The 24,134-nt window shown below is 69.6% G+C and carries 23 protein-coding genes; 7 read left to right on the top strand and 16 right to left on the bottom strand.

What is annotated here, in order from left to right:
- From E0493_RS13430 to E0493_RS13370, 13 genes are all read right to left on the bottom strand, one after another.
- The coding region (locus E0493_RS13430; protein ID WP_202397113.1) for a translation initiation factor IF-2 associated domain-containing protein at positions 1-666 on the bottom strand (666 nt) is incomplete at its 3' end.
- 60 nt (positions 667-726) lie between these two features.
- A complete protein-coding gene (locus E0493_RS13425; RefSeq protein ID WP_160937450.1) occupies positions 727-1,350 on the bottom strand; it encodes an RNA-binding protein in 624 nt (207 codons plus the stop codon).
- Positions 1,351-1,360: 10 nt separating this feature from the next.
- Positions 1,361-2,917 carry a transcription termination factor NusA gene (gene nusA / locus E0493_RS13420; protein ID WP_160937449.1) on the bottom strand — a complete coding sequence of 519 codons (1,557 nt, stop codon included), beginning with the start codon at positions 2,915-2,917 and terminating at the stop codon, positions 1,361-1,363.
- 5 nt (positions 2,918-2,922) lie between these two features.
- The gene (gene rimP, locus E0493_RS13415; protein ID WP_408888889.1) at positions 2,923-3,504 is read right to left on the bottom strand and encodes a ribosome maturation factor RimP; all 582 of its coding nucleotides are present in this window, start codon (positions 3,502-3,504) and stop codon (positions 2,923-2,925) included.
- Between the two features lie 102 nt (positions 3,505-3,606).
- Positions 3,607-4,131: a hypothetical protein gene (locus tag E0493_RS13410; protein ID WP_160937445.1), complete on the bottom strand. Its 525-nt coding sequence runs from the start codon at positions 4,129-4,131 to the stop codon at positions 3,607-3,609.
- A 55-nt stretch (positions 4,132-4,186) separates the two neighbouring features.
- Positions 4,187-4,882 (bottom strand): tRNA (guanine(46)-N(7))-methyltransferase TrmB, encoded by a 696-nt coding sequence (gene trmB, locus E0493_RS13405; protein ID WP_160937444.1) that lies wholly within the window; start codon positions 4,880-4,882, stop codon positions 4,187-4,189.
- Between the two features lie 204 nt (positions 4,883-5,086).
- Positions 5,087-6,274 (bottom strand): methionine adenosyltransferase, encoded by a 1,188-nt coding sequence (gene metK, locus E0493_RS13400; protein WP_160937443.1) that lies wholly within the window; start codon positions 6,272-6,274, stop codon positions 5,087-5,089.
- Positions 6,275-6,470: 196 nt separating this feature from the next.
- Positions 6,471-8,237 carry a histidine kinase famiy protein gene (locus E0493_RS13395; RefSeq protein ID WP_160937442.1) on the bottom strand — a complete coding sequence of 589 codons (1,767 nt, stop codon included), beginning with the start codon at positions 8,235-8,237 and terminating at the stop codon, positions 6,471-6,473.
- Positions 8,238-8,320: 83 nt separating this feature from the next.
- Positions 8,321-9,061 (bottom strand): 4-hydroxy-tetrahydrodipicolinate reductase, encoded by a 741-nt coding sequence (dapB, locus tag E0493_RS13390; RefSeq protein ID WP_160937441.1) that lies wholly within the window; start codon positions 9,059-9,061, stop codon positions 8,321-8,323.
- A gap of 128 nt (positions 9,062-9,189) precedes the next feature.
- Positions 9,190-10,362, bottom strand: coding sequence for a molecular chaperone DnaJ (gene dnaJ, locus E0493_RS13385; RefSeq protein ID WP_160937440.1), 1,173 nt, complete (start codon positions 10,360-10,362; stop codon positions 9,190-9,192).
- Between the two features lie 104 nt (positions 10,363-10,466).
- On the bottom strand, positions 10,467-12,380 hold the full coding sequence (gene dnaK / locus E0493_RS13380; RefSeq protein WP_160937439.1) for a molecular chaperone DnaK: 1,914 nt from the start codon (positions 12,378-12,380) through the stop codon (positions 10,467-10,469).
- Complete coding sequence (locus E0493_RS13375) at positions 12,377-13,051, bottom strand: GNAT family N-acetyltransferase (RefSeq protein ID WP_160937438.1); 675 nt, start codon at positions 13,049-13,051, stop codon at positions 12,377-12,379. The genes dnaK and E0493_RS13375 overlap by 4 nt, the downstream gene beginning before the upstream one ends.
- Positions 13,048-13,641 carry a nucleotide exchange factor GrpE gene (locus E0493_RS13370; protein WP_408888886.1) on the bottom strand — a complete coding sequence of 198 codons (594 nt, stop codon included), beginning with the start codon at positions 13,639-13,641 and terminating at the stop codon, positions 13,048-13,050. The genes E0493_RS13375 and E0493_RS13370 overlap by 4 nt, the downstream gene beginning before the upstream one ends.
- Before the next feature lie 182 nt (positions 13,642-13,823).
- Here E0493_RS13370 and hemH point away from each other — a divergent pair, with 182 nt between their 5' ends.
- The 5 genes from hemH (at position 13,824) to E0493_RS13345 (ending at position 18,691) form a co-directional block, all read left to right on the top strand.
- Positions 13,824-14,915: a ferrochelatase gene (gene hemH, locus E0493_RS13365; RefSeq protein WP_160937437.1), complete on the top strand. Its 1,092-nt coding sequence runs from the start codon at positions 13,824-13,826 to the stop codon at positions 14,913-14,915.
- Positions 14,915-15,613 (top strand): HAD family hydrolase, encoded by a 699-nt coding sequence (locus E0493_RS13360; protein ID WP_160937436.1) that lies wholly within the window; start codon positions 14,915-14,917, stop codon positions 15,611-15,613. The genes hemH and E0493_RS13360 overlap by 1 nt, the downstream gene beginning before the upstream one ends.
- Positions 15,613-16,065 (top strand): protoporphyrinogen oxidase HemJ, encoded by a 453-nt coding sequence (gene hemJ, locus E0493_RS13355; protein ID WP_160937435.1) that lies wholly within the window; start codon positions 15,613-15,615, stop codon positions 16,063-16,065. Before E0493_RS13360 ends, hemJ begins: the two co-directional genes overlap by 1 nt.
- Before the next feature lie 384 nt (positions 16,066-16,449).
- Positions 16,450-17,724: a transcription termination factor Rho gene (gene rho, locus E0493_RS13350; RefSeq protein ID WP_160937434.1), complete on the top strand. Its 1,275-nt coding sequence runs from the start codon at positions 16,450-16,452 to the stop codon at positions 17,722-17,724.
- Positions 17,725-17,926: 202 nt separating this feature from the next.
- On the top strand, positions 17,927-18,691 hold the full coding sequence (locus E0493_RS13345; protein ID WP_160937433.1) for a GNAT family N-acetyltransferase: 765 nt from the start codon (positions 17,927-17,929) through the stop codon (positions 18,689-18,691).
- Between the two features lie 37 nt (positions 18,692-18,728).
- Here E0493_RS13345 and E0493_RS13340 read toward each other — a convergent pair whose 3' ends face one another.
- The 3 genes from E0493_RS13340 to E0493_RS13330 form a co-directional block, all read right to left on the bottom strand.
- Positions 18,729-19,703: a quinone oxidoreductase family protein gene (locus tag E0493_RS13340; protein ID WP_160937432.1), complete on the bottom strand. Its 975-nt coding sequence runs from the start codon at positions 19,701-19,703 to the stop codon at positions 18,729-18,731.
- Positions 19,700-20,170 (bottom strand): methylated-DNA--[protein]-cysteine S-methyltransferase, encoded by a 471-nt coding sequence (locus tag E0493_RS13335; RefSeq protein ID WP_160937431.1) that lies wholly within the window; start codon positions 20,168-20,170, stop codon positions 19,700-19,702. Before E0493_RS13335 ends, E0493_RS13340 begins: the two co-directional genes overlap by 4 nt.
- Before the next feature lie 71 nt (positions 20,171-20,241).
- The gene (locus E0493_RS13330) at positions 20,242-22,263 is read right to left on the bottom strand and encodes a thioredoxin domain-containing protein (RefSeq protein WP_160937430.1); all 2,022 of its coding nucleotides are present in this window, start codon (positions 22,261-22,263) and stop codon (positions 20,242-20,244) included.
- 74 nt (positions 22,264-22,337) lie between these two features.
- On the opposite strand from E0493_RS13330, the gene E0493_RS13325 reads away from it, so the two are divergent.
- Both E0493_RS13325 and mnmE read left to right on the top strand, forming a co-directional pair.
- Positions 22,338-22,688, top strand: a complete 351-nt coding sequence (locus E0493_RS13325) for a (2Fe-2S) ferredoxin domain-containing protein (protein ID WP_160937429.1) — start codon at positions 22,338-22,340, stop codon at positions 22,686-22,688.
- Positions 22,689-22,816: 128 nt separating this feature from the next.
- The gene (gene mnmE / locus E0493_RS13320) at positions 22,817-24,133 is read left to right on the top strand and encodes a tRNA uridine-5-carboxymethylaminomethyl(34) synthesis GTPase MnmE (protein ID WP_160937428.1); all 1,317 of its coding nucleotides are present in this window, start codon (positions 22,817-22,819) and stop codon (positions 24,131-24,133) included.
- Position 24,134 lies beyond the last annotated feature (1 nt).

Raw genomic sequence — 24,134 nt, 5'->3', positions numbered from 1 at the left:
CGGGCCGGCCGGACGGCGCGGCGCGCCAGCGGCACCGGGGCCACCGGCAGGACGCGCGCCCATCGGGCGCGGGCCGGCACCGGCGGCACGCTGCGGCGCGGCAGGCGGCGGGGGCGGCGCGTTCTTGCGCGTCTCCTCCTCGGCCTTGCGGCGGACTTCCTCTTCGGCCTTCAGGCGCGCTTCCTCAACGGCGCGCTGCGCGGCCTCCTCGGCCTCGCGGCGCTCCTCCTCCGCCTTGCGGGCCGCTTCCTCGGCGGCGCTGCGCAGTTGCAGGGCCTGGCGCTCACGCTCCTCGCGCTGGCGCTGTGCCTCGGCGCGACGATGTTCCTCCAGCACGCGCAGGCGGGTGGCCTGCTCTGCCTGGTTCAGCGGGCGCCCGGGGGCGGAGCCGCTGCCGCCGCGCTGCGCGGGGCCGGAGGCGGTGCGCTGCGGGCCGCCCGCGGGCCGCGGGCCGCTGGCCTGCGAACCGCCAGCGGGACGACCGCCGCCGGTCTGCGGACCGGCCGCGCGCTTCTTCACCACTTCCACCTGCACGGTCTTGCCGCGGCCATGGCTGAAGGATTGCCGCACCGTGCCGGCGGCCTCCGTCTTGCCGAGCTCCATCCGCCCGCCCGGGCGGAGGCTCAGCCGGCCCTTCGCCGTATCCTGCTCATTGTGATCGCTCATTCGTTCGCCTGAACCCGATCCGTCCTGTGCCATCGATCCTATCGCGAGCCGTTGCCGGACTCACGTCCCTGCTCCGCTCGCGATACCGGAGACAGCAGCCAGACGGCCCGCCTCCTGCACCAGTTTCACGGCAATCGCCCCACGGGCGACCGCCACATGCACCGCATGATCTCGTCCGAACACCGCACCCAACTCCTCTGCTGTCAGCACGACCACGAGCGGCACGTCGCGCCGCCCGGCCAGCCTTGCCCGCTCGCTGGGGCTGCCGTCACTTGCCTCGACCAGCACGGCGGCGCGCCCGGCCTGCAGCCATTCGCGCGCCTGCTGGAAGCCGCACACCGCCTGACCGGCCCTGCGCGCAAGCCCCAGCTGGTCGCGTAGGCGACTTCTGAGGCCAGTCTCGATCCGGGCGCGAAGGTCGGAGGGCAAATGCACCTGGCCGCGGGCCGCCCTCGGAAAGGCGCCCCGGCTCAGCGCGCGTTCTAGCACATCGGCCCGCGCACTCAACCACATTCCCCGCCCGGGCAGGCGCCCGGCCAGGTCCGGAACGATTTCCCGCCCCGGGCCGATGACGAAGCGGATCATCGCTTCCTTCGGCAAGCTCTCCCGCGTCACGATGCAGCGGCGCAGCGGGCCCTTCGGTTCCGGCTCCGGCCCCTCCCCCTCGGGGAGGGGGTCCGGCATCAGCCCTGAATCAGTGCTCGTCACTCTTCTCCCCGGCGGCCGCACCCTCGTCCTGCTCCTGCGCGAACCAGTGCTCGCGCGCGGCCATGATGATGGCGTTCGCCGTTTCCTCGTCCACCGCCTCGGTGCCGAGGATCTCGATCAGCTCGTCGGCGGCGAGGTCGGCAAGGTCGTCAAGCGTCTTCACGCCCTTCTCGCCCAGCGTCACCAGCATGGCGGGGCTGAAGCCGCCGGCGTCGGCCACCGCGTCCTCGACGCCCAGCGTCTTGCGCTTCTCGTCCAGCTCCTCGTCGCGCCGGTCAAGCCAGGCCTGGGCCCGGCGCTTCAGCTCGGCGGCGACGTTCTCGTCGAAGCCCTCGATCGCCGCCAGATCCTCGTCCGACACCTCAAGCAGCTCCTCGACGGAGCTGAAATCCTCGCTGACCAGCAGGCCGGCGATGACGTCGTCCACGTCCAGTGCCTCGACGAAGAGGCCGGTCCGCTTGCGGAACTCCTCCTGCCGCCGCTCGCTGGCCTCGGCTTCCGTCAGGATGTCGATGTCCCAGCGGGTGAGCTGGGAAGCTAGGCGGACGTTCTGGCCGCGCCGCCCGATCGCAAGGGATAGCTGGTCATCAGGGACGACCACTTCAACCCGCTTGCTGTCGTCGTCCAGCACCACCTTGCTGACCTCGGCGGGGGCGAGCGCGTTCACCACAAAGGTCGGGTTGTCCGGCGACCAGGGGATGATGTCGATCTTCTCGCCCTGCAGCTCGGCCACCACCGCCTGCACGCGGGAGCCGCGCATGCCGACGCAGGCGCCGACCGGGTCGATGCTGGAGTCGCGGCTGACCACCGCCATCTTGGCGCGGCTGCCGGGGTCACGGGCCACCGCCTTGATCTCGATGATGCCGTCGTAGATCTCCGGCACTTCCTGCGCGAACAGCTTCGCCAGGAAGCCCGGATGCGTGCGGGAGAGGAAGATCTGCGGCCCGCGCGGCTCCTCGCGCACGTCGTAGATATAGGCGCGCACGCGGTCGCCGTTGCGGAAGGCCTCGCGCGGAATGGTCTCGTCCCGCCGCAGCAGCGCCTCGGCCCGGCCGAGGTCCACCATCAGGTTGCCGTACTCGGTGCGCTTGACCACGCCGTTGACGATCTCGCCCACGCGGTCCTTGTATTCGTTGAACTGCTTGCCGCGTTCGACCTCGCGCACGCGCTGCACGATCACCTGCTTGGCGGTCTGGGCCGCGATGCGGCCGAAGTCGATCGGCGGCAGCGGATCGACGATGAACTGGCCGACCTCGATGCCCGGCTGGATCTTCTGGGCGATGCGCAGCGGGATCTGCGTCGCCTCGTTCTCCACCGGCTCCTCGGCCACCACCTCGGTCCAGCGGGAGAGCTTCACCTCGCCGCTCCGGCGATCGATGACGGCGCGGATGTCCTTCTCGTGCCCGTACTTGGCGCGGCCGGCCTTCTGGATGGCCTGCTCCATCGCCTCCAGCACCTCGTCACGCTCGATCATCTTCTCGCGCGCGACGGCCTCGGCGACCTGCAGCAGCTCCGGGCGGGCAATGGCGACGTCTGCGGCCATGGTCCTCAGTTCCTCTTGGCGAAAGGCGAGTCGCCACCATCCGCGCCGGGAGCGTCGTCCTCCCCGCGCGCACGGGCGGCATCGGCCGCGGTTGCGGCGATCAGTTCATCGGTGAGCACCAGCTTGGCGCGACGCATGTCGGCGCGCGGCAGGGCGACGTCGGCACCGTCCTCCAGCCGCAGCCGCGCCACCTCCTCGTCGGCGCCGAGAATGGTGCCACGGAAGCGGCGGCGCCCCTCGAAGGGGATGCTCATCTCGGCGGTGGCCAGGTGGCCGGCGAAGCGCAGCCAGTCCTTGGTGCGCGTGAGCGGGCGGTCGATGCCGGCCGAGGAAACCTCGAGGTTCCACTCGCCGGGAAAGGGGTCGTCCACGTCCAGCACGGCGCCGACGGCGTGGCTGATCGCCTCGCAATCCTCCACGCCGATCATCCGGCCATCGGCGCGGTCGGCCATGATCTGCACGGTCGGCGTCTGCTTGCCCTGGATCAGCACGCGCACGATCTCATAGCCCATCGCGGTCAGCGTGGGCCCGATGGCGGTGGCGATGCGGGCCTCGAGGCCCCCATGAATGGGCGAGTCGTCTTCCAAAAACAAAAAAGGCGGCCTGTGAAGGCCACCCCCCTGGCTGTGCAGCGAAGATGTCGAGCCGATTATATAGAACCGGCCCGTGGAAACACAAGGAATCCGGCCTCAGCCGCCGGTGAGCCGCGCCAGATGCGTCACCCGGCAAAGGCCATGGGTGCGGCGCGAGAGCACTGCGCCGGAAAGGCGGTTGTCATGCACCTGCGCCAGGCCGAAGCCATGCAGCCGCAACAGAAGGAAGTGCCCGGTGACGCGCACGAGGTAGAGGCCTGGCTTCAGTCCGCTCCGGCGGGCCACCGCGAGCAGCGTGGGCCGCCCCTCGAGGTCGCATGATGCCGCCATCACGCCGGTGCGCCCCAGCGCCGCCACGACATCCCGCCAATAGGCGGTGACGACCTCCTCGCCCGGCGTGTAGCGCGTCGGCGCCACCTCGTGCAGCAGCATGCAGGCAACCGTGTAGGAGCAGCCGGAAGCAAGTGCGATCACGGCCGGGCCGCACCAGGGAACGCAGCCGCCGCGTTCCGCCGTCAGCGTCTCGGCTCCGCGTCGTCCGGCTTCCTGTTCCGGGTTGGGGAGGCGAGGGAAGTCCATGTCGCGCACGGTGTCGTGATGAACCGACAGGGTCAATCGCATTGTGGGATGCTGCCTCAGTCCAGTGCAGCGCGTGGCCATTATGCCACGCCCGGCGTCAGCTCCGCCGGCGCCAGCTCCAGTACAGCGGCTGCCGGCCTTCCCGCAGCGCCTTGGCCTCGTAGCGCGTGCCAGGCCAGTCCTCAGGCCGGCTGTCGGTGAAAAGGACGCGCTCGAACAGGTCCTGCCCTTCCAGCACCTCCCCGACCCAGGCCTGATAGGTCGGGTCGTCGGTGGCGATGCGCCACTCGCCACCCGGGCGCAGCGCCCGCGCCAGCACCGGCAGGATGGAAGGGTGGACAAAGCGGCGCTTGGCGTGGCGCGCCTTGGGCCAGGGGTCGGGAAACATCAGGAAGAGGCGCGACAGGGCGCCTTCCGGCAGCTCGCGCAACAGGCGGCGTGCATCCTCCGTCCAGAGCCGCAGGTTGGGCGGCAGCGGGGCAGTCGCCTCGCCGCCCTCGGGGACGAGGCGCGTGAGCAGGGAGCAGATGCCGTTCTCGAAGACCTCGCAGGCAATCAGCCCGGCCTCGGGATGCGCCGCGATCTGCGCCAGCGCGTGCTCGCCGCCACCGAAGCCGACCTCCAGCCACAGTTCCTGCGGCCGCACGGGAAACCCGGCCAGCGGGTCAGCCGGATCGAGGGCAAGGCGCGGGGCCGTCTCCTCCAGCAGAACCTGCTGTCGGGCGCGCAGCGGATGGCCGCGGCGGCGGCCATAAAGGCGATCGGGAACGGGGGGAGGGGGCGACTCGCTCATGGGGGAACCGTTGGAAGAGGGCGATACGCCGGGGCCAAGGGGGGCACCGCCCCCTTGGATCANCCGGGGCCAAGGGGGGCACCGCCCCCTTGGATCACCCGCCGGGGTGACAGTGTCACCCCGGACCCCGCCATCAGGGGAGGGTCCGGGAAACTCCGGTTCCTGGCGGGGAGGGTTCGGGAGGAGCGGCGCCCCTCCCGGAAATCAGCGGCTGAAGGCGCGCTTCAGCTCGTCCGCGAGGTCGGTCTTCTCCCAGGTGAAGGTGCCCTTCTCCAGGTCCGGCGTGCGGCCGAAATGGCCGTAGGCGGAGGTGGGAGCATAGATCGCCCGGTTCAGGTGCAGGTGCTCGCGGATGCCACGCGGCGAGAGGTTGACCATCTCGTTCACCACGCGGGCGAGCTTCGCCTCGTCGATGTCGCGGCCGGTGCCGTGCAGGTCGAAATAGACCGACAGCGGCTTGGACACGCCGATCGCGTAGGAGACCTGGATGGTGCAGCGCTCGGCCAGGCCGGCGGCGACCACGTTCTTGGCCAGGTAGCGGCAGGCATAGGCGGCGGAGCGATCCACCTTGGTGGGGTCCTTGCCCGAGAAGGCGCCGCCGCCATGCGGGGCCGCGCCGCCATAGGTGTCCACGATGATCTTGCGCCCGGTCAGGCCGCAATCGCCGTCGGGGCCACCGATGACGAAGGTGCCGGTCGGGTTCACGTAGAACTCGTCCTCCGGCACCGTCCAGCCGCGGGGCAGGCTCGACTCGACGACCGGCCGCACCAGGGCGCGGACCTGGTCCTGGGTCAGGCCTTCCTCGTGCTGGGTGGAGACGACGACCGAGCTGACCCCGACCGGCTTGCCGTCCACGTAGCGGAGGGTGACCTGGGACTTGGCGTCCGGCAGCAGGCCGGCGACCGACTTGTCGTTGTTGCGGCGGAGCTCGGAGATCCGGCGCAGGATCAGATGTGCGTAGTAGAGCGGCGCCGGCATCAGGTCGGGCGTTTCGGTGCAGGCATAGCCGAACATGATGCCCTGGTCGCCGGCACCCTCATCCTTGTTGCCGGCGGCATCCACGCCCTGCGCGATATGCGCGGACTGGGCATGCAGGTGGCAGGCGATCTCGGCGTTCTTCCAGGAGAAGCCTTCCTGGTCGTAGCCGATATCCTGCACCGCCATGCGCGCGAGGTGCATCAGCAGCTCGGGCGTCACGCTCGCCGGGCCGCGGGTCTCGCCGGCCAGGATGATGCGGTTGGTGGTGACCAGCGTCTCGCAGGCCACCCGGGCATAGGGGTCGGCTTCCAGGAAGGCGTCCAGCACCGTGTCGCTGATGCGGTCCGCCACCTTGTCGGGATGGCCTTCGGAGACACTCTCCGAGGTGAACAGATACTCGCCCTTGTCGCGCATGGCCTAATTCGTCCTCTTGTCGCGCTGGCGACCGGTTCGCCCCGGCCTGGCTGGAGTTCCGCAGAACGCGGCCCGGCTGTTTCGCAAGCGCGGAACAGGGGGTCAAGTGCACAGGCGGCGTAGCAGGGCCGCACGGGACCGCCAGCGGCCTCGTGCGCCGGGGCGCCGATCCCTTGGCAGGCTCCCTGGCCCACCCTCAGGCCTCGTGTCGCGGCCCCTGGTTCACGCGCGGGGGCTGGCGGGGGTTGTTGCGGGAGGAATGGCGGCGGTTCATGGCTGCGCGGATGCGCTCGGCCAGCTCGGAGCGGCGATAGGGCTTGCCGAGCACGTCCATGGCGGGGGCGCGCGCCTCGGCCACCAGGTCCTCGTTGTAGCCGGTGGTGAGCAGCACCGCGATGTCCGGATGGCGTTCGCGCACCCGCTCGGCCAGCACGATGCCGTTCATGCTGCCGGGCATCAGAATATCCGAGAACAGCAGGTCGATGGGCGGGGCCGAGGGCTGGTCGAGCAGCCGCAGGGCCTCGTCGGCATTGCTCGCGACCAGGATGCGGTAGCCCAGCATCTGCAGGTGCTCACGGGCGAGCACCAGAACGTCGTCGCTGTCCTCCACGATGAGGATGGTTTCGGTCTGCCGCGCGGAGGTGTCGCCTGGAGGGGAGCCGCCCGCCTCGGGCGAAATGTCGGCAGCCTCCTCGGCGGGCTCGCTGGCGGCGGGAAAAAGCAGGCGGACGGTGGTGCCCTGGCCAGGCTTGCTCTCGATCTCCAGCTTGCCGCGCGACTGCTGCACGAAGCCCTGCACCATGGCGAGGCCGAGGCCGGTGCCGCGCCCGGTGCCCTTTGTGGTGAAAAAGGGCTCGGTGGCGCGCTCCAGCACATGCGGCGGCATGCCGGTGCCGTTGTCGGTCACGGAGAGGGCGACATACTGGCCACCGGGAAGCCCGTTGGGCTCAAGGGTGGCGATGCGGGTGGAAATGGTCATGCTGCCGCCTTCCGGCATCGCGTCCCGCGCGTTGATGACCACGTTGAGCAGCGCCATCTCGAGATGGACCGGGTCCACCATGACCGGCGGCAGGCGGCGGCGCTGGTGGAACTGCAGCTCCGCGCGGCTGCCGGCGGTGCTCTCCAGCATGTTGCCGAAATCATCGATCAGGCGGTTGATATCGATCCGCCTGGGTTCCAGGCGGGTCTTGCGGGCGAAGGCGAGCAGCTGCCGGGTCAGCTTGCTGCCGCGCTCGGCCGCGGCGCCGGCGCGCTCCACATGGCCGCGCAGCTTGTCGTCCTGCAGGCTGCTTTCGAGGATCTCCAGGCTTCCGGCGATGACCTGCAGCAGATTGTTGAAGTCATGCGCCAGGCCGGCGGTGAGCTGCCCGATGGCCTCCATCTTCTGCGCCTGGCGGAAGGCCTGCTCGGAGGTGCGGCGGCGGGTGACGTCAAGCTGCGAGGCAAAGAAGTAAAGGAGCGCGCCGTCCTTGTTGTAGACCGGGGCGATGAAGACGCCGTTCCAGAAGGGCGTGCCGTCGCGCTTGTAGTTGAGCACCTCGACCGAGAGGGGGCGCTGCTCGGCGACGGCCTCGCGCATCTCGGCAACAACTTCCCGGTCGGTCTGGGCGCCTTGCAGGAAGCGGCAGTTGCGGCCGACGATCTCGTCCTCGCGATAGCCGGTGAGGTCCTGGAAGGCACGGTTGGCGAAGACGATCGGATTGTCGTGCTGGTTTGGGTCGGTCAGGATCATCGGCATGCGGGTCATTTCGACCGCGGCGAAGAACACGTCGCCCCGGTCGTCGAGGCCCGGGCGGGTGATCGTCGCCTCCTGCCAATGGTGGACGCCGGGGCCACCGGTGGGGTCGTAGGAGGTGCCTTCAAGCCGGCCAGCGGCGGGAATGCCGGCGCTTTGACTGTCGCCGCTCCCCTGGACATCGGGCTCAGTTTCCTGCCCGCCTGCTGCCGTGTCCTGCTCACGCATGCTCACCTCTGCTCCTTTCAGGCAGATTTGTGGTCAGGCGAAGGAACGCCAAGGGAGAAAAATGGTTGAGGCCAAGGCCCGGCTTATCCTATGCCAAGCACGTGCTTCATGTCGTAGAGTCCGGGCGGCTGGCGCACGGCCCAGTGCGCGGCGCGGACCGCGCCGGTGGCATAGACGCGGCGGTCGAAGGCGCGGTGGGTAAGGGCGATGTGCTCGCTGCCGGCGGCAAAGAGCAGGGTGTGCTCGCCGACCACCTGGCCGCCGCGCAAGGCGGCGAAGCCGATCGGGCCGGTGGCGCGGGGACCTGTATGGCCGTCGCGGCCGCTTTCCATGCCGACCTCCTCCAGCGTCTTGCTGCGCCCGCGGGCGACGGCGCGGCCCAGGCCGATGGCGGTGCCGGAAGGGGCATCCACCTTCTGGCGGTGGTGCATCTCGACGATCTCGGCATCGTACTGCTCGGGGGGGAGGGCCGCGGCCATGCGCTCGGCCAGGGCGAAAAGCAGGTTCACGCCCGGGGCGAAGTTGGCGGCATAGACCACCGGCACCTGCCGCGCCGCGCGCTCCACGGCCGCCTCCTGCGCCGCGGACAGGCCGGAGGAACCGAGGATCAGCGCTTTGCCATGCCGCGCGGCAAGGGTGGCATGCGCCTCGGCGGCAGCGGCATTGGTGAAGTCGATCACCACATCGCTGCCGGCGAAGAGGCCCGCGGCATCGCCAAGACGGCCGATGCCGCCGGCGAGCTCCGCTCCCGCGGCGGCGACCTCCTCGGCGAGCAGCTTGCCCATGCGGCCGGAAATGCCGGCAATGCCGATGCGGAGCGTCATGGCAGGGAACCCCTTTGAAGCCAAAAAAGGCCGGGGGAAAGAATTCCCCCGGACCCCCATCTTCTTTTTATCTGGCAAAAAGAAAAGAAGGGGGCCTGGGGGAATTCATGTCCCCCAGGCGCTTTCCCTCAGCGGCCGAGGCCGTCCCAGAACTCCTTCACCTTGGCGAAGAAGCCCTCGCTTTCCGGGCTGCTGTTGCCGCCTTGGCCGACTTCCTTCTCGAACTGCTCCAGCAGCTCGCGCTGGCGGGCCGAAAGGTTCTGCGGCGTTTCCACGGCGACCTGCACATACATGTCGCCCCGCGCCGCCGAACGCAGCACGGAAAAGCCCTTGCTGCGCAGGCGGAACTGGTCGCCCGTCTGCGTACCGGCGGGAATGGTGACACGGGCGCGGCCGCCATCAATGGTCGGCACCTCCACTGCGCCACCCAGCGCCGCCTGCGTCATGCGCAGCGGCACGCGGACGTAGATATTGGCGCCATCCCGCTGGAAAAGGCTGTGCGGACGGATGCTGATGTCAACGTAGAGGTCGCCCGCAGGGGCGCCGCGCAGCCCGGCCTCGCCCTCGCCGGTGAGACGGATGCGGGTGCCGTCCTCCACGCCGGGCGGGATGGTGACGTTGAGCGTGCGCTCGCGCTGCACCCGGCCGGCGCCACCGCAGACCTTGCAGGGGTTCTTCACCACCCGACCCGTGCCGTTGCAGGTCGGGCAGGTGCGCTCGATCAGGAAGAAGCCCTGCTGCGCCCGCACCTTGCCGGCGCCGCCGCAGGTCGAGCAGGTCTGCGCCGCCTGGCTCTTGCCCTCGGCGCCGGTGCCGTCGCAGGCCTCGCACTGCACGCTGGTGGCGACACGGATGGTCTTGCGCACGCCGGCAAAGGCCTCCTCCAGGGAGACCTCCATGGAATAGCGCAGGTCGGCGCCGCGCCCGGCCGCCGCGCCGGTGCTGCGGCCACGACCGCCGGCACCGAACTGGCCGAACATCTCGGCAAAGATGTCCTCGAAGCCGCCGCCGCCGAAGCCGCCCCCGCCAAAGGGGCCGCCACTGAAGCCGCCGGCACCCGAACCGCCGCCCCCGCCCTCAAAGGCGGCATGGCCGAAGCGGTCATAGGCGGCGCGCTTCTCGGCGTCCTTCAGCACGTCGTAGGCTTCGTTCAGGTCCTTGAACGTCGCCTCGGCGCCCTTGTCGCCCGGATTGCGGTCCGGGTGGTACTTCATCGCGAGCTTGCGATAAGCCTTCTTCAGCTCATCCTCGTTCGCATCCCGGGCCACGCCCAGGGTCTCATAGTAGTCCTTCTTGGCCATGACGTGGCCTGTCCCCCAAGCTCCGGAACGAAGATGCGCCCGGCTCCATCGCCGGAGCCGGGCGCCCGCAGGTCAGCGCGCGGAGCCGAACTCCGCCGGGCGCCTCACTCCGGCTTCTTCTTGGTGGGGTCGACCTCCTCGAACTCGGCGTCCACCACCTTCTCGCCGGGCTTGCCCTCGGCCTGGCCGGCCTCCGGCGCGGCGCCCTCGGCCGGGTTGGCCTTGTAGATCGCCTCGCCGAGCTTCATCGCCGCGGCCGAAAGGCGCTCGGTGGCGCTGCGGATGGCCTCCGCATCCTCGCCCTCGCGGGCACTGCGGGCGGCTTCCAGGGCCGCTTCGGCCTCGCCCTTCTCGGCGGCGCCGACCTTGTCCCCGTTCTCCTTCAGCGACTTCTCGGTCGTGTGGATCAGGGCTTCCAGCTGGTTCCGGGCCTCGACCGCCTCGCGGCGCTTCTTGTCGGCCTCGGAATTGGCCTCGGCCTCCTTCACCATGCGCTCGATATCGGCGTCGGACAGGCCGGACTTGGCCTGGATCTTGATCTGCTGCTCCTTGCCGGTGGCCTTGTCCTTGGCGCTGACGGAGACGATGCCGTTGGCGTCGATGTCGAAGGTCACCTCGATCTGCGGCACGCCGCGCGGGGCGGGCGGGATGCCCTGCAGGTCGAAGTTGCCGAGCAGCTTGTTGTCGGCCGCCATCTCGCGCTCGCCCTGGAACACCTTGATGGTGACCGCGGTCTGGTTGTCGTCGGCCGTCGAGAAGGTCTGGCTCTTCTTGGTCGGGATCGTGGTGTTGCGGTCGATCAGCCGGGTGAACACGCCGCCCAGGGTCTCGATGCCCAGGGAAAGCGGGGTCACGTCGAGCAGCAGGACGTCCTTCACCTCGCCCTTCAGCACGCCGCCCTGGATGGCGGCGCCGATGGCGACAACCTCGTCCGGGTTGACGTTGCGGGCCGGCTCCTTGCCGAAGAACTGCTTCACCGCGTCGATGACCTTGGGCATGCGGGTCATGCCGCCGACCAGGATCACCTCGTCGATCTCGCCGGCCGACATGCCGGCATCCTTCAGCGCCTTGCGGCAGGGCTCCAGCGTCCGCTGGACGAGATCATCGACCAGCGCCTCCAGCTTCGCGCGCGTCAGCTGCAGCACCAGGTGCTTCGGGCCGGTCGCGTCGGCGGTGATGAAGGGCAGGTTGATCTCGGTCTGCTTAGCGGAGGAGAGCTCGATCTTCGCCTTCTCGGCGGCCTCCTTGAGGCGCTGCAGGGCGAGCTTGTCGCCGCGCAGGTCGATGCCGTTCTCCTTCTTGAACTCGTCGGCCAGGTAGTCGATGACGCGCTGGTCGAAGTCCTCGCCGCCCAGGAAGGTGTCGCCGTTGGTGGACTTCACCTCGAACACGCCGTCGCCGATCTCGAGCACGGAGATGTCGAAGGTGCCGCCGCCCAGGTCATAGACCGCGATGGTGCCGGAGTGCTTCTTGTCCTCGCCATAGGCAAGGGCGGCCGCCGTCGGCTCGTTGATGATGCGCAGCACCTCGAGGCCGGCGATCTGGCCGGCTTCCTTGGTGGCCTGGCGCTGGGCGTCGTTGAAGTAGGCGGGGACGGTGATGACGGCCTGCGTCACCTTTTCGCCGAGATAGTTCTCGGCCGTCTCCTTCATCTTGCCGAGGACGTAGGCGCTGATCTGCTGCGGGGCCATCTTCTGGCCGCCGGCCTCCACCCAGGCGTCGCCGTTGTCGGCGCGCACGATCTTGTAGGGAACGAGGTCGACGTCCTTCTTGACGGTCGCGTCCTCGAAGCGGCGGCCGATCAGGCGCTTCACGGCATAGAGCGTATCGGTCGGGTTGGTCACGGCCTGCCGCTTCGCGGCCTGGCCGACCAGGCGCTCGCCGTTCTTCGAGAAGGCCACCATCGACGGCGTGGTGCGCGCGCCCTCGGCGTTCTCGAGCACCTTCACGTCGCCGCCTTCCATGATGGCGACGCAGGAATTCGTCGTGCCGAGATCGATGCCGATGACTTTGCTCATGCGAGTTCTCCTCTGCGGCGGATGGAGGCGGCCCGGTCCTGTGGCGCCGCAACCATCCCCTTGCTCATCAGGCGGGTGATAGGGGGGTCGCCCGGAAGGGAGGCTCCGGCCGACTGTGACTGCGATGTATTGAGCCGGGCGCCGCCCGACAAGGGCGAGGTTGCCGCACTGCGCAAGAATTGTGCAGCCGGGCAGCCGAGATAGGCTACCCGCTTGCCGTTGCGCGGGTCGGTGGCCTCGCCAAGCCGGCGGAAGCCGAGGCGGGCGTGGAAGGCCAGGCTCTCCGGGTTAGGCGGGGCGAGGTTCACCTCGCAGCCCAGTTCGGCCAGCCCGCACGCGGCGGCACGCTCCGCCAGCGCCCCGTAGAGCGCGCGGCCGAGGCCGCGGCCCTGCGCCGGTCCGTCCACCACGATGCGGTCCACATAGGCGGCGCCGGGAGCGTGCGTGCGGATCCAGGCATGGTTCGGGCCGCGCGCCGGGCCCGCCGGTCCGAAGGCCAGCAGCAGCGCCCGGGCTTCCCTGTCTTCCCAAGCGGCCAGGGCCAGCAGCGCGCCCTCCGCCAGCGCGGCGAACTCCGGCAGGGTGAGCGCGTTCACCGCCGGGGCGTGGCGGTTGTTCAGCGCCAGCAGCGCGGGCAGCTCGGCCGGCAGGATCGGGCGCGCCGGGCTCATGCCGTCTCGGAGATTCCCTCGCCGGCCACCACCACCATGGCGGGCTTCAGCAGCCGGCCGTTCAGCGTCCAGGCCGGGGTCCAGGACTGCAGCACGGTGCCGGCGGCGACGCCTTCCGGCGGCGGCTGCTGCGCCATGGCCTGGTGCAGCTCGGGGTCAAAGGGCTTGCCGGTGGCGTCCTGCCGGACAACGCCGTTGCGCTCCAGCATGGCGAGGAAGGCGCGCTCGACGCCCTCGAAGCCGCCGCGCAGCTTGGTCAGCAGCTCGGCCTCGCCCTCCTGCAGGGGGGGCAGGGCGTCCAGGCCGCGGCGCAGGTTGTCGGCCGCCTCCACCACGTCGCGCGCGAACTTCTGCACGGCGTACTGGCGGGCATCCTCCACCTCGCGCCTGGTGCGGGCGCGCAGGTTCTGCATCTCGGCCTCGGAGCGCAGCCAGCGATCCTTCATCTGGGCCAGTTCGGCCTCGAGCTCGGCGATGCGGGCCAGCGTGTCGGCCGGCTGCTCCGGAGTGGGCTGCGCCTGGGCGGCGTCGGCCTGGGTTTCCGGGGCGGGGGTCTGGTCGTTCATCGCGGGGTTGTTCTTTTCCGTCATGTCAAAGGTCTGCAAAGCCGTTCACGCCCCCACCTAGGCAGGCGCGACCGGCAGAACAAGGAAAAGCGCGTGCGGCGAGGCGCCATCCTGCCATTCCCCGCCGGCCGCCGGAAGACCGTGCAACCCGGTGAATTCATCGGGGCGAGGCTTGACCACGGGCTTGTGCATGGCATCTCCCGCACATGTCCCCCGAGCCCCGTCCCCGCCTCGCCGTCGTGCTGTTCAACCTCGGGGGACCGGATTCCCCCGGGGCGGTCCGGCCCTTCCTGGAAAACCTCTTCACCGACCCCGCGATCCTGCGGGTGCCGGGCTTCATCCGGCCCTGGCTCGGCCGGTTCATCGCCGCGCGGCGCACCAAGGCCGCCAGCGAGAACTACGCCATCCTCGGCGGCAAATCGCCGCTGCTGGAGCTGACCGAGGAGCAGGCGCGCGCCCTGGAGGCGGCGCTGGCGGACGAGGCGGTGGAGGCGCGCTGCTTTGTCGCCATGCGCTACTGGCACCCCTTCGCCGAGGAGGCCGCCCGCGAGGTGCAGGCCTGGGGCGCCGACGAGATCCTGATCCTGCCGCTCTATCCGCAGTATTCCACCACCACCACCGGCTCCTCGGTGGAGGACTGGGAGGCGGCCTGCGCCCGGATCGGGCTGCTGCTGCCCACGCGCGTGCTGTGCTGCTGGCATTCCGACGACGGCTTCGCCAAGGCCACCGCCACCCTGGTGCGCACAGCCTATGAGAAGGCGCGCGCGGAGCTGCCGCCCACCGTGCCGCTGCGCATCCTGTTCTCGGCGCACGGGCTGCCGGAAAGCATCGTCAAGCGCGGCGACCCCTACCAGTGGCAGGTGGAGCGCAGCGTGGCAGCGGTGATGGAGCGGATCGGCATCGAGGGGCTGGACCACGCGCTCTGCTACCAGTCCCGCGTGACGCCGCAGAAATGGATCGGGCCGTCCACCGAGGCGGCGCTGCAGCAGGCGGCGCAGGACAGGACGGCGGTGCTGGTCTGCCCGATCGCCTTCGTTTCCGAGCACTCCGAGACGCTGGTGGAGCTGGACGTGGAGTATGGCGAGCTGGCGCACAAGCTCGGCCTGCCCGGCTATTTCCGCGTGCCGGCGCAGAACAGCGACCCGGCCTTCATCGCCGCCCTGGCCGACCTGGTGCGGCGGGTGCGGGCGGGCGACCGGCGCCTCTGCTCCTTTGCCGGCGCCCGGCAGTGCCCGAAGGCCTTCGGCGATTGCCCGCATGCGCGGGCACGCGCGCTGATGACCGGGGTGGGCGCCTGATGCGCCCGCTGCCTGCCCCTCCCGCTGGCCGCCCCGCTGGCCGCCCCGCTGGCCGTCCCGCCGCCGTGCTGTTCGACTGCGACGGCGTTCTGGCCGACAGCGAGGCACTGGCCGCCATCGTGGTGGCGGAGGACCTCGCCGAACGTGGCTGGTTCATCACCCCGGAGGAAAGCCGGCGCATTTTCCTCGGCCGCGCGGTGCCGGACATGGTGCCGGTGATCGAGGCGCAGTACGGCCGGCTGCCGGACAGCTGGCCAGCCGAGATGTCGCGCCGCCTGACCGAGCGGATGGCGGTGGAGGTGGTGGCGGTGGAAGGCGCCGCTGCGGCGTTGCGGGCAGTGGTCGGGGCCGGCCTGCCCTGCGCCTGCGCCTCCAACTCCTCGCGCGCCGAACTGGCGGCCAAGCTGCAGCGGCTTGGGCTGGCGGAGGCCTTCGGCGGGCGGACCTTCTCCTTCGAGGACGTGGACCGGCCCAAGCCTTATCCGGATCTCTATCTGGCCGCGGCGGCGACCTGCGGCGCGGCGCCGGTGGACTGCGTGGTGGTGGAGGACAGCCTGCCCGGCATTCGCGCCGGCCTGGCCGCCGGCTGCCGCGTGCTGGCCTATGCCGGGGAGATGCACCCGGCCCTGCTGGCCTCGCAGGGTGCGGAGCCCTTCCGGCAGATGACCGAGCTGCCCGGACTGCTGGGGATCGGCTGATGTCCCTGGATTTCCTTGCCGGGTTCTATCCCTGGACCAAGTCGCTGCACCTGGTCTCGGTCATCGCCTGGATGGCCGGGCTGTTCTACCTGCCGCGGCTCTACGTCTATCACACCACCAGTGAGACCGGTTCGGCGCAGAGCGAGCTGTTCAAGGTGATGGAGCGCCGGCTGCTGCGCGGCATCATGAATCCGGCCATGGTGGCCGCCTGGATCTTTGGCGCCACCCTGGTGCTGACACCGGGCGTGGTGGACTGGAGCGCCGGCTGGTGGCACGGGAAGATGGCCGGTTTCCTCGGCATGACACTGTTCCACCACCATCTCGGATATGCCCGGAAGGACTTCCTGGCTGACCGGCGGCGGCACTCGGAACGGTACTGGCGGGCGATGAACGAGGTGCCGACGGTGCTGCTGGTTCTGATCGTCATCATGGTGATCGTGAAGCCGTTCTGACGGCGCCGGCGGAGCCCCTGTCCAGCGGCTTGGTTGCTCTTCCACCCTTGGGGAGAGGGCGGCCGCTTGCCGCTGCCGGAGAATGCCAGCGACAGTCGATCCCCTGTCGGTTGTGGGCGGAAAAACTTTCGGAAAAGCTTGACGAAGCTCGCCAAAGGCCCATTTGCACCATTGACGGGAGGGGAAGGTTCCTCGTAGCGTCTCGCCACTTCCCGTCCTGGCGACAAGTGGGCGTCATGCCCCGACTGGCGCCGAGACTCCCTCCTCCTTATCTGGGACATGGCCGGCCGCACTGCGCGCGCGGCCCCGCCTTGCAGGCGGAATCTCCTGCGTGGCCTCGGAAATGTCCCTCTGCTTCCCGCCGGAACGGAACGCGTCCGACCCATGCATCTTTCTGAACTCAAGGCCAAAAGCCCCTCCGACCTGCTCACTTTCGCCGAGTCCCTGCAGATCGAGAACGCCTCCAGCCTGCGCAAGCAGGACATGATGTTCGCGATCCTCAAGCAGCTGGCGGAGAATGACCAGGCGATCCACGGCGACGGCACGCTGGAAATCCTGCCTGACGGCTTCGGCTTTCTGCGTTCGCCGCAGTCGAACTATCTGCCCGGCCCTGACGACATCTACGTCTCCCCCGCTCAGGTACGCCGCTTCGGCCTGCGTACCGGCGACACGGTGGAAGGCCAGATCCGCGCGCCGAAGGACGGGGAGCGCTATTTCGCGCTGCTGAAGGTCAACACCGTCAACTTCGAGCCGCCCGAAGCGCTGCGGCACCGCATCAACTTCGACAATCTCACGCCGCTCTATCCGACGCGTCAGCTGAAGATGGAGAACCCGCAGGCGGAGAGTGTCGCGAAGGGGGTGCAGAAGGATTACACCTCCCGCGTGATCGACCTGGTGGCGCCGGTCGGCATGGGCCAGCGCGCCCTGGTCGTGGCGCCGCCGCGCACCGGCAAGACGGTGATGCTGCAGAACATCGCGCGCAGCATCAGCGTCAACCACCCCGACGTCTTCCTTATCGTGTTGCTGATCGACGAGCGGCCGGAGGAAGTCACCGATATGGCGCGCACCGTGCGCGGCGAGGTGGTGGCCTCCACCTTCGACGAGCCGGCCACCCGCCACGTGCAGGTGACGGAAATGGTGCTGGAGAAGGCCAAGCGTCTCGTCGAGCACAAGCGGGATGTGGTGATCCTGCTCGATTCCATCACCCGCCTCGGCCGCGCCTACAATTCCGTCGTGCCCTCCTCGGGCAAGGTGCTGACCGGCGGCGTGGACGCCAACGCGCTGCAGCGGCCAAAGCGCTTCTTCGGCGCGGCGCGCAACATCGAGGAAGGCGGCTCGCTGACCATCATCGCCACCGCGCTGATCGACACCGGCAGCCGCATGGACGAGGTGATCTTCGAGGAGTTCAAGGGCACCGGCAACTCCGAGGTCATTCTCGACCGGAAGCTTTCGGACAAGCGGGTGTTCCCGGCGATCGACATCACCAAGTCCGGCACGCGCCGCGAGGAGGTGCTGATCGACCGCGCAACGCTGACCAAGATGTGGGTGCTGCGCCGCATCCTGAACCCGATGGGCACTCAGGACTCGATGGAGTTCCTGCTGGACAAGCTGAAGTACAGCAAGACCAACCAGGATTTCTTCGATGCAATGAATACCTGAGGGGAGGAAGCTGGTAGTCTGAATCCTTCCAGACTTCCTTCTTTTCCGCGGATCTTCAGTACTGAATGGGCGAGTGAAGAATGCAGGCCGGGGGATTTATTCCTCCGGCTTTTTTTTTGCGCGCAGTCCCGCATTGCAGGGGCTGCGGGGCTTCGGCACGCGGCTTCGCGCTAGGCTTGGCTTTCCGGACGGAGGAAGGCGCATGGAAGGGAAGTCTTGGCAGGGTGTTTCGGTTGTGGAGCTGGAGCGGGCGTCGCACACCGCCGTTCCCGCCTTGCGTACCGCTTTCGACGGGCCATTCCTGCTGCGCGCCTTCCTGGGCGGCACGGGGCGGGCCAATGCGGTGAGTTCGCTCGATCCCGCGCCGGATGCCGGCCTCGCGCTGCGCTTGGATCGGATCGAGGCGGCCTATCGGCGCGCCGGGCTGCCGGTCCGTTTCCGCTCGACGCCGCTGGATCCGCCCGGCCTGGAGGAGGCGCTGCTGGAACGTGGCTATACCGCCGATAAGGGTTCTCGCGTCATGGCAGGGCCGCTGGAGCGTTTCGCGGCGGCGGAGACCGGGCTCGAGGTGGCGGCACGGCCCAGCGACGCGTGGCTGTCACTGATCGCCACGGCGGAGCACCAGACGCCGGCAAGACGGGCGGAAAAGGTGCAGGCGGCGGGCATGATGCTGGTTCCCGCCGCCTGGATGCTGCTGCGGGCCTCGAACGGGCAACCGGCGGCAGCCGCGCAGGTCGCCGTGGATGGACGTTTGCTCGGCTTCTTCGACGTCGCGACGCACCCTGCCTTTCGGCGCCAGGGCATGGCCCGGCGGCTGTTCCGGGCCGCGGCAGCCTGGGGGCAGGCGCGCGGCGGGGTGACGGGCTGGCTTCAGGTCTCGGCCGACAACGCGCCGGCCGTTGCCCTCTATGAGGCCATGGGAATGCGGGAGATCTACCGCTACCGCTACTTCCTGCGCACGGCTTGAGGGGCAGGGCCGGACAGCACCGGCCCTGCCTGCGCGGTCAGGGAATGAAGACGGTGCTGCCGGTCGTCTTGCGGGCTTCCAGGGCGCGGTGCGCCTCGGCGGCCTCCTTCAGCGGGTAGGTCTGATTGACGTTGATCTTTACCGCGCCGGACAGCACGACCGAGAAGAGGTCGGTGGCGGTGGCGACGAGGTCGGCGGGCTTGGCGGTGTAGGTGGCCAGCGTCGGCCGCGTCAGGAAGAGCGATCCCTTGGCGGCCAGGACGCCGACGTCGAGCGGCGGCACCGGGCCGGAGGCATTGCCGTAGGAAACCATCATGCCGAAGGGAGCGAGGCAGTCCAGCGAGGCCATGAAGGTATCCTTGCCGACACTGTCATAGACCACCGGCAGCATGGCGCCGTTGGTGATGTCCTTCACCCGGGCGGCGATGTCGTCCTGCCCGGAGATCAGCACGTGGTCGGCGCCATGGCCACGCGCCAGCTCTGCCTTGGCGGGGGTGGAGACGGTGCCGATGACGGTGCAGCCGAGCTGCTTGGCCCATTGGCACATGATGAGGCCGACGCCGCCGGCCGCGGCATGCACCAGGATGGTGTCGCCGGCCTTCACGGGAAAGGTGCGGCGGAGCAGGTACTGCGCCGTCATGCCTTGGAGCATCATGCCGGCGGCGGTCTTGAAGTCGATGCCGTCGGGCAGCTTCACCAGCCTGTCGGCCTTGATGGTGCGAGCCTCGCAATAGGCGCCGATCGGCATGGCATAGGCCACACGATCGCCCACCGCCAGCTCCGTGACCTCGCTGCCCACCGCCTCGACAACCCCGGCGCCTTCCATGCCAAGCGTCGCCGGAAGCGAGGGAATCTTGTAGAGGCCGGTGCGGAAGTAAACGTCGATGTAGTTGAGACCGACGGCATGGTGGCGGACCAGCACCTCGTCAGCCTTGGGCGCGGGCAGGGGAATCTCCTCCCACACCATCTTCTCGGGGCCGCCAGGTTCATGGATGCGGATGGCGTGGTTCATAGGAGTGTTCCTTGCTGGCGCCGTGCACGGCGTTCGAGGTCCAGAAGATAACGCTTGGTGGCGAGGCCTTCGCCGCCGGAATATCCACCCATCTTGCCGTTGCTGCCGACCACTCGGTGGCAAGGGATCAGGATGGGAATAGGGTTGGCGCCATTGGCCTGCCCCACCGCCCGCGCCACGGAGCCGAGCTGGCGCGCCACTTCGCCGTAGCTACGCGTCTCGCCTGCGGGAATGGCCTGCAGCGCGGCCCAGACCCGGTGCTGAAAGGCGCTTCCGAACGGCGCCAGAGGCAGGTCGAACTGCGTCCGCTGGCCGTCGAAATAATCCTGGATCTGGTCGCGCGCGGCCAGGAGCAGGGGTGTTTCCGCCTGGTCTCGGCCACGGCCCCAATCCAGAGCGACGATGGCCCCATCTTCCTCGGACAGGGTCAGCGCGCCGAGGGGAGTGAGAAAGGATAGCTGCGGCATGCGGTGCTGATTCGACACGCTCTGTCCGCAGCGTCAAGTCGGGAAGGCGGCGGGAGGCGCACGGTCACGGCTCAGGCAACGCGGCGGAGTGCAGCGGCGATGCGTTCAGGCTGCAGCACGGGCAGGCCGCAGGTGCCGCCACGGCAGGGATAGGCGGCCACACGGCCCTCCACTTTGCCTTTGCCGAAGGCGGGGTGCCCCTGCGGCAACGTCGCGGCGTCAGGGACACGCAGCACCATCACGGCCGGATCCGGCAGGGCCAGGGCGGCGGCGGCCAACTGTTCGGCGGCGGCCTCGGCACCCGCCACAACGAGGGTGGCGCCGTTCTCCAGCAGGTCGGCGGCGGACAGCAGGGTGGGCATGGCAAGCAGTGCCTGCGCCAGCCCGCTGAAGGCGGCAATGGTGGCTTCCGCCCGCTGGCGCCAGCGGGCCTCACCTGTCAGGTGGAAGAGGCGTGCCTGCACCTCGGCCATCACGCCGTTTCCGGCGGGGGTGGCGTTGTCGCCGGCGGTGCGGCCGCGCACCAGCACATCGGTGGCGTCGTCGGCGGAGGTGAAGTAGCCGCCCTCAGGAGCGGCGAAGCGGGTCTCAACCACTTCCGCCCAGGCCATCGCCTGCCGGAGGTAGGCCGTATCGCCCAGGGCTTCGAACAGCGCCAGAGCGGCACGGGCCATGGCCGCGTGATCTTCCAGCAGGCCGGGAGCGGAGCTGCGATTCGCGCGCCAGGCATGGTGCAGGCGGCCATCGGGAGCGGCCATGTGCTCGGCGACCGCGGCGAAGGCGCGGCGGGCGAGGCTCAGCCACTCGGGACGATCGAAGACGGCACCGGCGCGGGCGAGGGCGGCGATCATCAGGCCGTTCCAGTCGGCCAGGACCTTGTCGTCGCGCCCGGGCGCGATCCGTTTGGCGCGGGCGGCGAGAAGGAGGGCGCGGGCCTCGGCCAGGATGGCTTCCTCGGCGCCGGAAAGCGGGTCCGGGTGGGCTGTGCGGTTCAGGATCGCCTTGCCCTCCCAGTTGCCCTGCTCCGAGACGTCATAGACGCGGCGGAAGAGGGGCGCGCGGTCACCGAGCAGGCTGTCGATCTCCTGGGCCTGCCAGACGTAGAAGCGGCCTTCCTCGCCCTCGCTGTCGGCATCCTGGGTGGCGGCGAAAGCGCCTCCAGCGGTCAGCATCTCGCGCTCCAGCCAGGCCACCGTTTCCGCGGCGCGGGCGGCGTAGAGCGGATCCGGCTGGCGAGCATGGACGAGGGCCAGCAGCTCGAGAATTTGCGCGTTGTCGTAGAGCATCTTCTCGAAATGTGGCACCAGCCACTCGGCATCGGTGCTGTAACGGGCATAGCCGCCGCCAAGGTGATCGTAGATGCCGCCCTGGCTCATCCGGCGCAGCAGCAGGTGGACGGGTTCGGCGCAGACGGGCCGGCCCAGCGCCTCCGCCATCTGCAGCAGAAAGCGGTAAACCGGCGGGTTGGGGAATTTGGGCGCGCCTTGCATGCCTCCGGCTACGCGATCCTGGGCATCCACCAGGGCCTGGGCGATGGCGCCGAGCTCGGCAGGGCCAGGCAGGGCCCCAGGGCTGGCCTCCGCCATGCGGGCGAGGCCCTGCTTCAGGGCGGCGACATTCTGCGCCACCTTGCCACCTTCCTCCCGGTAAGCCTGCGCCAAGCCCTGCAGCACCTGGCGGAAGGAGGGGCGACCCCAGCGCGGCTCGGGCGGGAAGTAGGTACCGCCCCAGAAGGGCGCGCCTTCCGGGGTGAGGAACATGGTCAGTGGCCAGCCGCCCTGTTCGCCGAGCAGATGCAGGCTGCCCATGTAGAGCGCGTCGATGTCCGGCCGTTCCTCGCGGTCCACCTTGATGTTGACGAAGAGGCGGTTCATCAGCGCCGCCGTTTCCGGATCCTCGAAGCTTTCATGCGCCATGACGTGGCACCAGTGGCAGGCGGCGTAGCCGACGGAGAGCAGAATGGGGCGGTTCGCCTTGCGCGCCTCCTCCAGCGCGGCGGCTCCCCAGGGGCGCCAGTGGACCGGATTTTCCGCGTGCTGGAGCAGATAGGGCGAGGTCTCGTGGCGCAGCAGGTTCTCGGCGATCTCGGGCATGGCTCTGGTCGCTCCCGTAGGTCCTCGCTACATGGGCGAGGCAGGGGAGCCTGCACACCCCAAGGAGCGTATCCGTGAGCGAGACCGATCCGCCGCCCTATTTCCAGGCGCATGTCTTTGTCTGCTGCAACCGGCGGCCAGAGGGGCACCGCCGTGGCTCCTGCGCCGCCAAGGGCAGCGAGGCGCTGAAGGACTACATGAAGGCGCGGGCTAAGGAACTCGGGATTCCCGGCATCCGGGTCAACCAGGCGGGCTGCCTCGACCGCTGCGAGTTCGGGCCTGCAATCGTGATCTATCCCGAAGGGATCTGGTACCGCGCCGAGACGCGGGAAGACGTGGACGAGATCCTGCAGGCGCATCTGGTCGAAGGCGGGCGCGCGCATCGGCTGATGCTGACCGAAAGGGACGTGGCCAAGAAGGGCTAGCGGCAGGAGGGCGCCTTCCCCTGAAGCCTGCCATTCGTCTCCGGCGGAGGCAGGGAGGGGCTTACTACCCACCCCTCCCGGCAGGGTTCAGGGGACAGCGCCTCTGGCCGGGCCTTTGGAGTTGCGCAATGACATTCGACACCATCTTCGCCCTGGCCTCCGGTGCCGGCCGCGCGGCGGTGTCGCTGCTGCGGCTTTCGGGTCAGGGTAGCGGCGCCATTCTCGTCAAGCTGACGGGCGGGCTGCCAGCCCCGCGCATGGCCCGCCTGCGGCGGCTGCGCCACCCCACCACCGGCGAGGTGCTCGATGAGGCACTGGTGCTCTGGTTTCCCGGGCCTCACTCCTACACGGGCGAGGACGCCGCCGAACTGCACCTGCATGGCGGGCGGGCGGTGCGCGAGGGGGTGACGGAGGCGCTGCTGGCCTGTGGCGCGCGGCCAGCGGAGGCGGGAGAGTTCACCCGCCGCGCCTTTCTGAACGGCAGGATGGACCTGACGGCGGCAGAAGGCATCGCTGACCTGATCGAGGCCGAGACGGCGGCGCAGCGGCGTCAGGCTCTTCGGCAGGCGAATGGCGCACTGGCGGCGCGCTATGCCGCCTGGTGCGAGCGGCTGACCCGTTTGCTGGCGCATCAGGAAGCCGCCATCGAGTTCGCCGAGGACGGGCTGCCCAACAGCTTGGAGGCGGAGGTGCGCGCGGGGGCGGCGGCCTTGGCTGCCGAGATCAGGGCGCATCTGGACGACAACGGTCGTGGCGAACGGCTTCGGGAAGGGTTGTGGGCGGCCATCGTCGGGGCACCGAATGCGGGGAAGTCGTCGCTGCTGAACGCGCTGGCGGGACGAGAGGCGGCCATCGTGTCGGCAAGGGCGGGAACCACACGGGACGTGGTGGAAGTACGCCTGGATCTTGGCGGGGTACCGGTCTGGCTGGCCGACACGGCGGGCCTGCGCGAAACGGCGGACGAGGTCGAGGCAGAGGGTGTGCGAAGGGCGAAGCGGCGGGCGGAGGAGGCGGATCTGGTGATTGCCGTTTTCGCGGCCGACCAGCCGCCGGATGCGGCGACCCTGGCATTGGTGGAGCCTGGCGTCGTGGTGGTGGCGAACAAGACGGACCTCATGCCGGCCCCGCGGCAGATCCGCGGAGTGGCGCCGGTGGCGGTCTCGGCACGGGACGGGAGCGGGCTGGAGCAGCTGCAGGGCGTGCTCGCCGAGGCGGCAGGCATGCGGGCCGGGCTTTCGGAGGAGGCAGGCCTGACGCGGCCGCGGCATCGCGCCGCGCTGGGGGAGGCAGCGGCCTGGCTCGGCGAGGTGGAGCAGGCACCCCTGCCGGAGCTTGCGGCCGAAGCGTTGCGGGCTTCCCTGCGGGCGCTGGGGCGGCTGACCGGGCGTGTCGGCGTCGAAGCGGTTCTCGACGTCGTGTTCGGGGATTTCTGCATCGGAAAGTAGG

Origin of the sequence: Teichococcus coralli (assembly GCF_009829925.1) — a bacterium.
GTDB lineage: Bacteria > Pseudomonadota > Alphaproteobacteria > Acetobacterales > Acetobacteraceae > Pseudoroseomonas > Pseudoroseomonas coralli.
This window is presented reverse-complemented; position numbering and strand designations above follow the sequence as displayed.

Coding starts and splice junctions, on each gene's coding strand:
- E0493_RS13410 (WP_160937445.1), bottom strand. CDS start 4,131: ATGCGATTGACCCTGTCGGTTCATCACGACACCGTGCGCGACATGGAC.
- mnmE (WP_160937428.1), top strand. CDS start 22,817: ATGACATTCGACACCATCTTCGCCCTGGCCTCCGGTGCCGGCCGCGCG.
- E0493_RS13330 (WP_160937430.1), bottom strand. CDS start 22,263: ATGCCCGAGATCGCCGAGAACCTGCTGCGCCACGAGACCTCGCCCTAT.
- rho (WP_160937434.1), top strand. CDS start 16,450: ATGCATCTTTCTGAACTCAAGGCCAAAAGCCCCTCCGACCTGCTCACT.
- E0493_RS13345 (WP_160937433.1), top strand. CDS start 17,927: ATGGAAGGGAAGTCTTGGCAGGGTGTTTCGGTTGTGGAGCTGGAGCGG.
- trmB (WP_160937444.1), bottom strand. CDS start 4,882: ATGAGCGAGTCGCCCCCTCCCCCCGTTCCCGATCGCCTTTATGGCCGC.
- dapB (WP_160937441.1), bottom strand. CDS start 9,061: ATGACGCTCCGCATCGGCATTGCCGGCATTTCCGGCCGCATGGGCAAG.
- E0493_RS13360 (WP_160937436.1), top strand. CDS start 14,915: ATGCGCCCGCTGCCTGCCCCTCCCGCTGGCCGCCCCGCTGGCCGCCCC.
- E0493_RS13395 (WP_160937442.1), bottom strand. CDS start 8,237: ATGCGTGAGCAGGACACGGCAGCAGGCGGGCAGGAAACTGAGCCCGAT.
- hemH (WP_160937437.1), top strand. CDS start 13,824: ATGTCCCCCGAGCCCCGTCCCCGCCTCGCCGTCGTGCTGTTCAACCTC.
- E0493_RS13340 (WP_160937432.1), bottom strand. CDS start 19,703: ATGAACCACGCCATCCGCATCCATGAACCTGGCGGCCCCGAGAAGATG.
- dnaK (WP_160937439.1), bottom strand. CDS start 12,380: ATGAGCAAAGTCATCGGCATCGATCTCGGCACGACGAATTCCTGCGTC.
- dnaJ (WP_160937440.1), bottom strand. CDS start 10,362: ATGGCCAAGAAGGACTACTATGAGACCCTGGGCGTGGCCCGGGATGCG.
- E0493_RS13375 (WP_160937438.1), bottom strand. CDS start 13,051: ATGAGCCCGGCGCGCCCGATCCTGCCGGCCGAGCTGCCCGCGCTGCTG.
- metK (WP_160937443.1), bottom strand. CDS start 6,274: ATGCGCGACAAGGGCGAGTATCTGTTCACCTCGGAGAGTGTCTCCGAA.
- nusA (WP_160937449.1), bottom strand. CDS start 2,917: ATGGCCGCAGACGTCGCCATTGCCCGCCCGGAGCTGCTGCAGGTCGCC.
- E0493_RS13335 (WP_160937431.1), bottom strand. CDS start 20,170: ATGCCGCAGCTATCCTTTCTCACTCCCCTCGGCGCGCTGACCCTGTCC.
- E0493_RS13370 (WP_408888886.1), bottom strand. CDS start 13,641: ATGACGGAAAAGAACAACCCCGCGATGAACGACCAGACCCCCGCCCCG.
- hemJ (WP_160937435.1), top strand. CDS start 15,613: ATGTCCCTGGATTTCCTTGCCGGGTTCTATCCCTGGACCAAGTCGCTG.
- E0493_RS13425 (WP_160937450.1), bottom strand. CDS start 1,350: ATGCCGGACCCCCTCCCCGAGGGGGAGGGGCCGGAGCCGGAACCGAAG.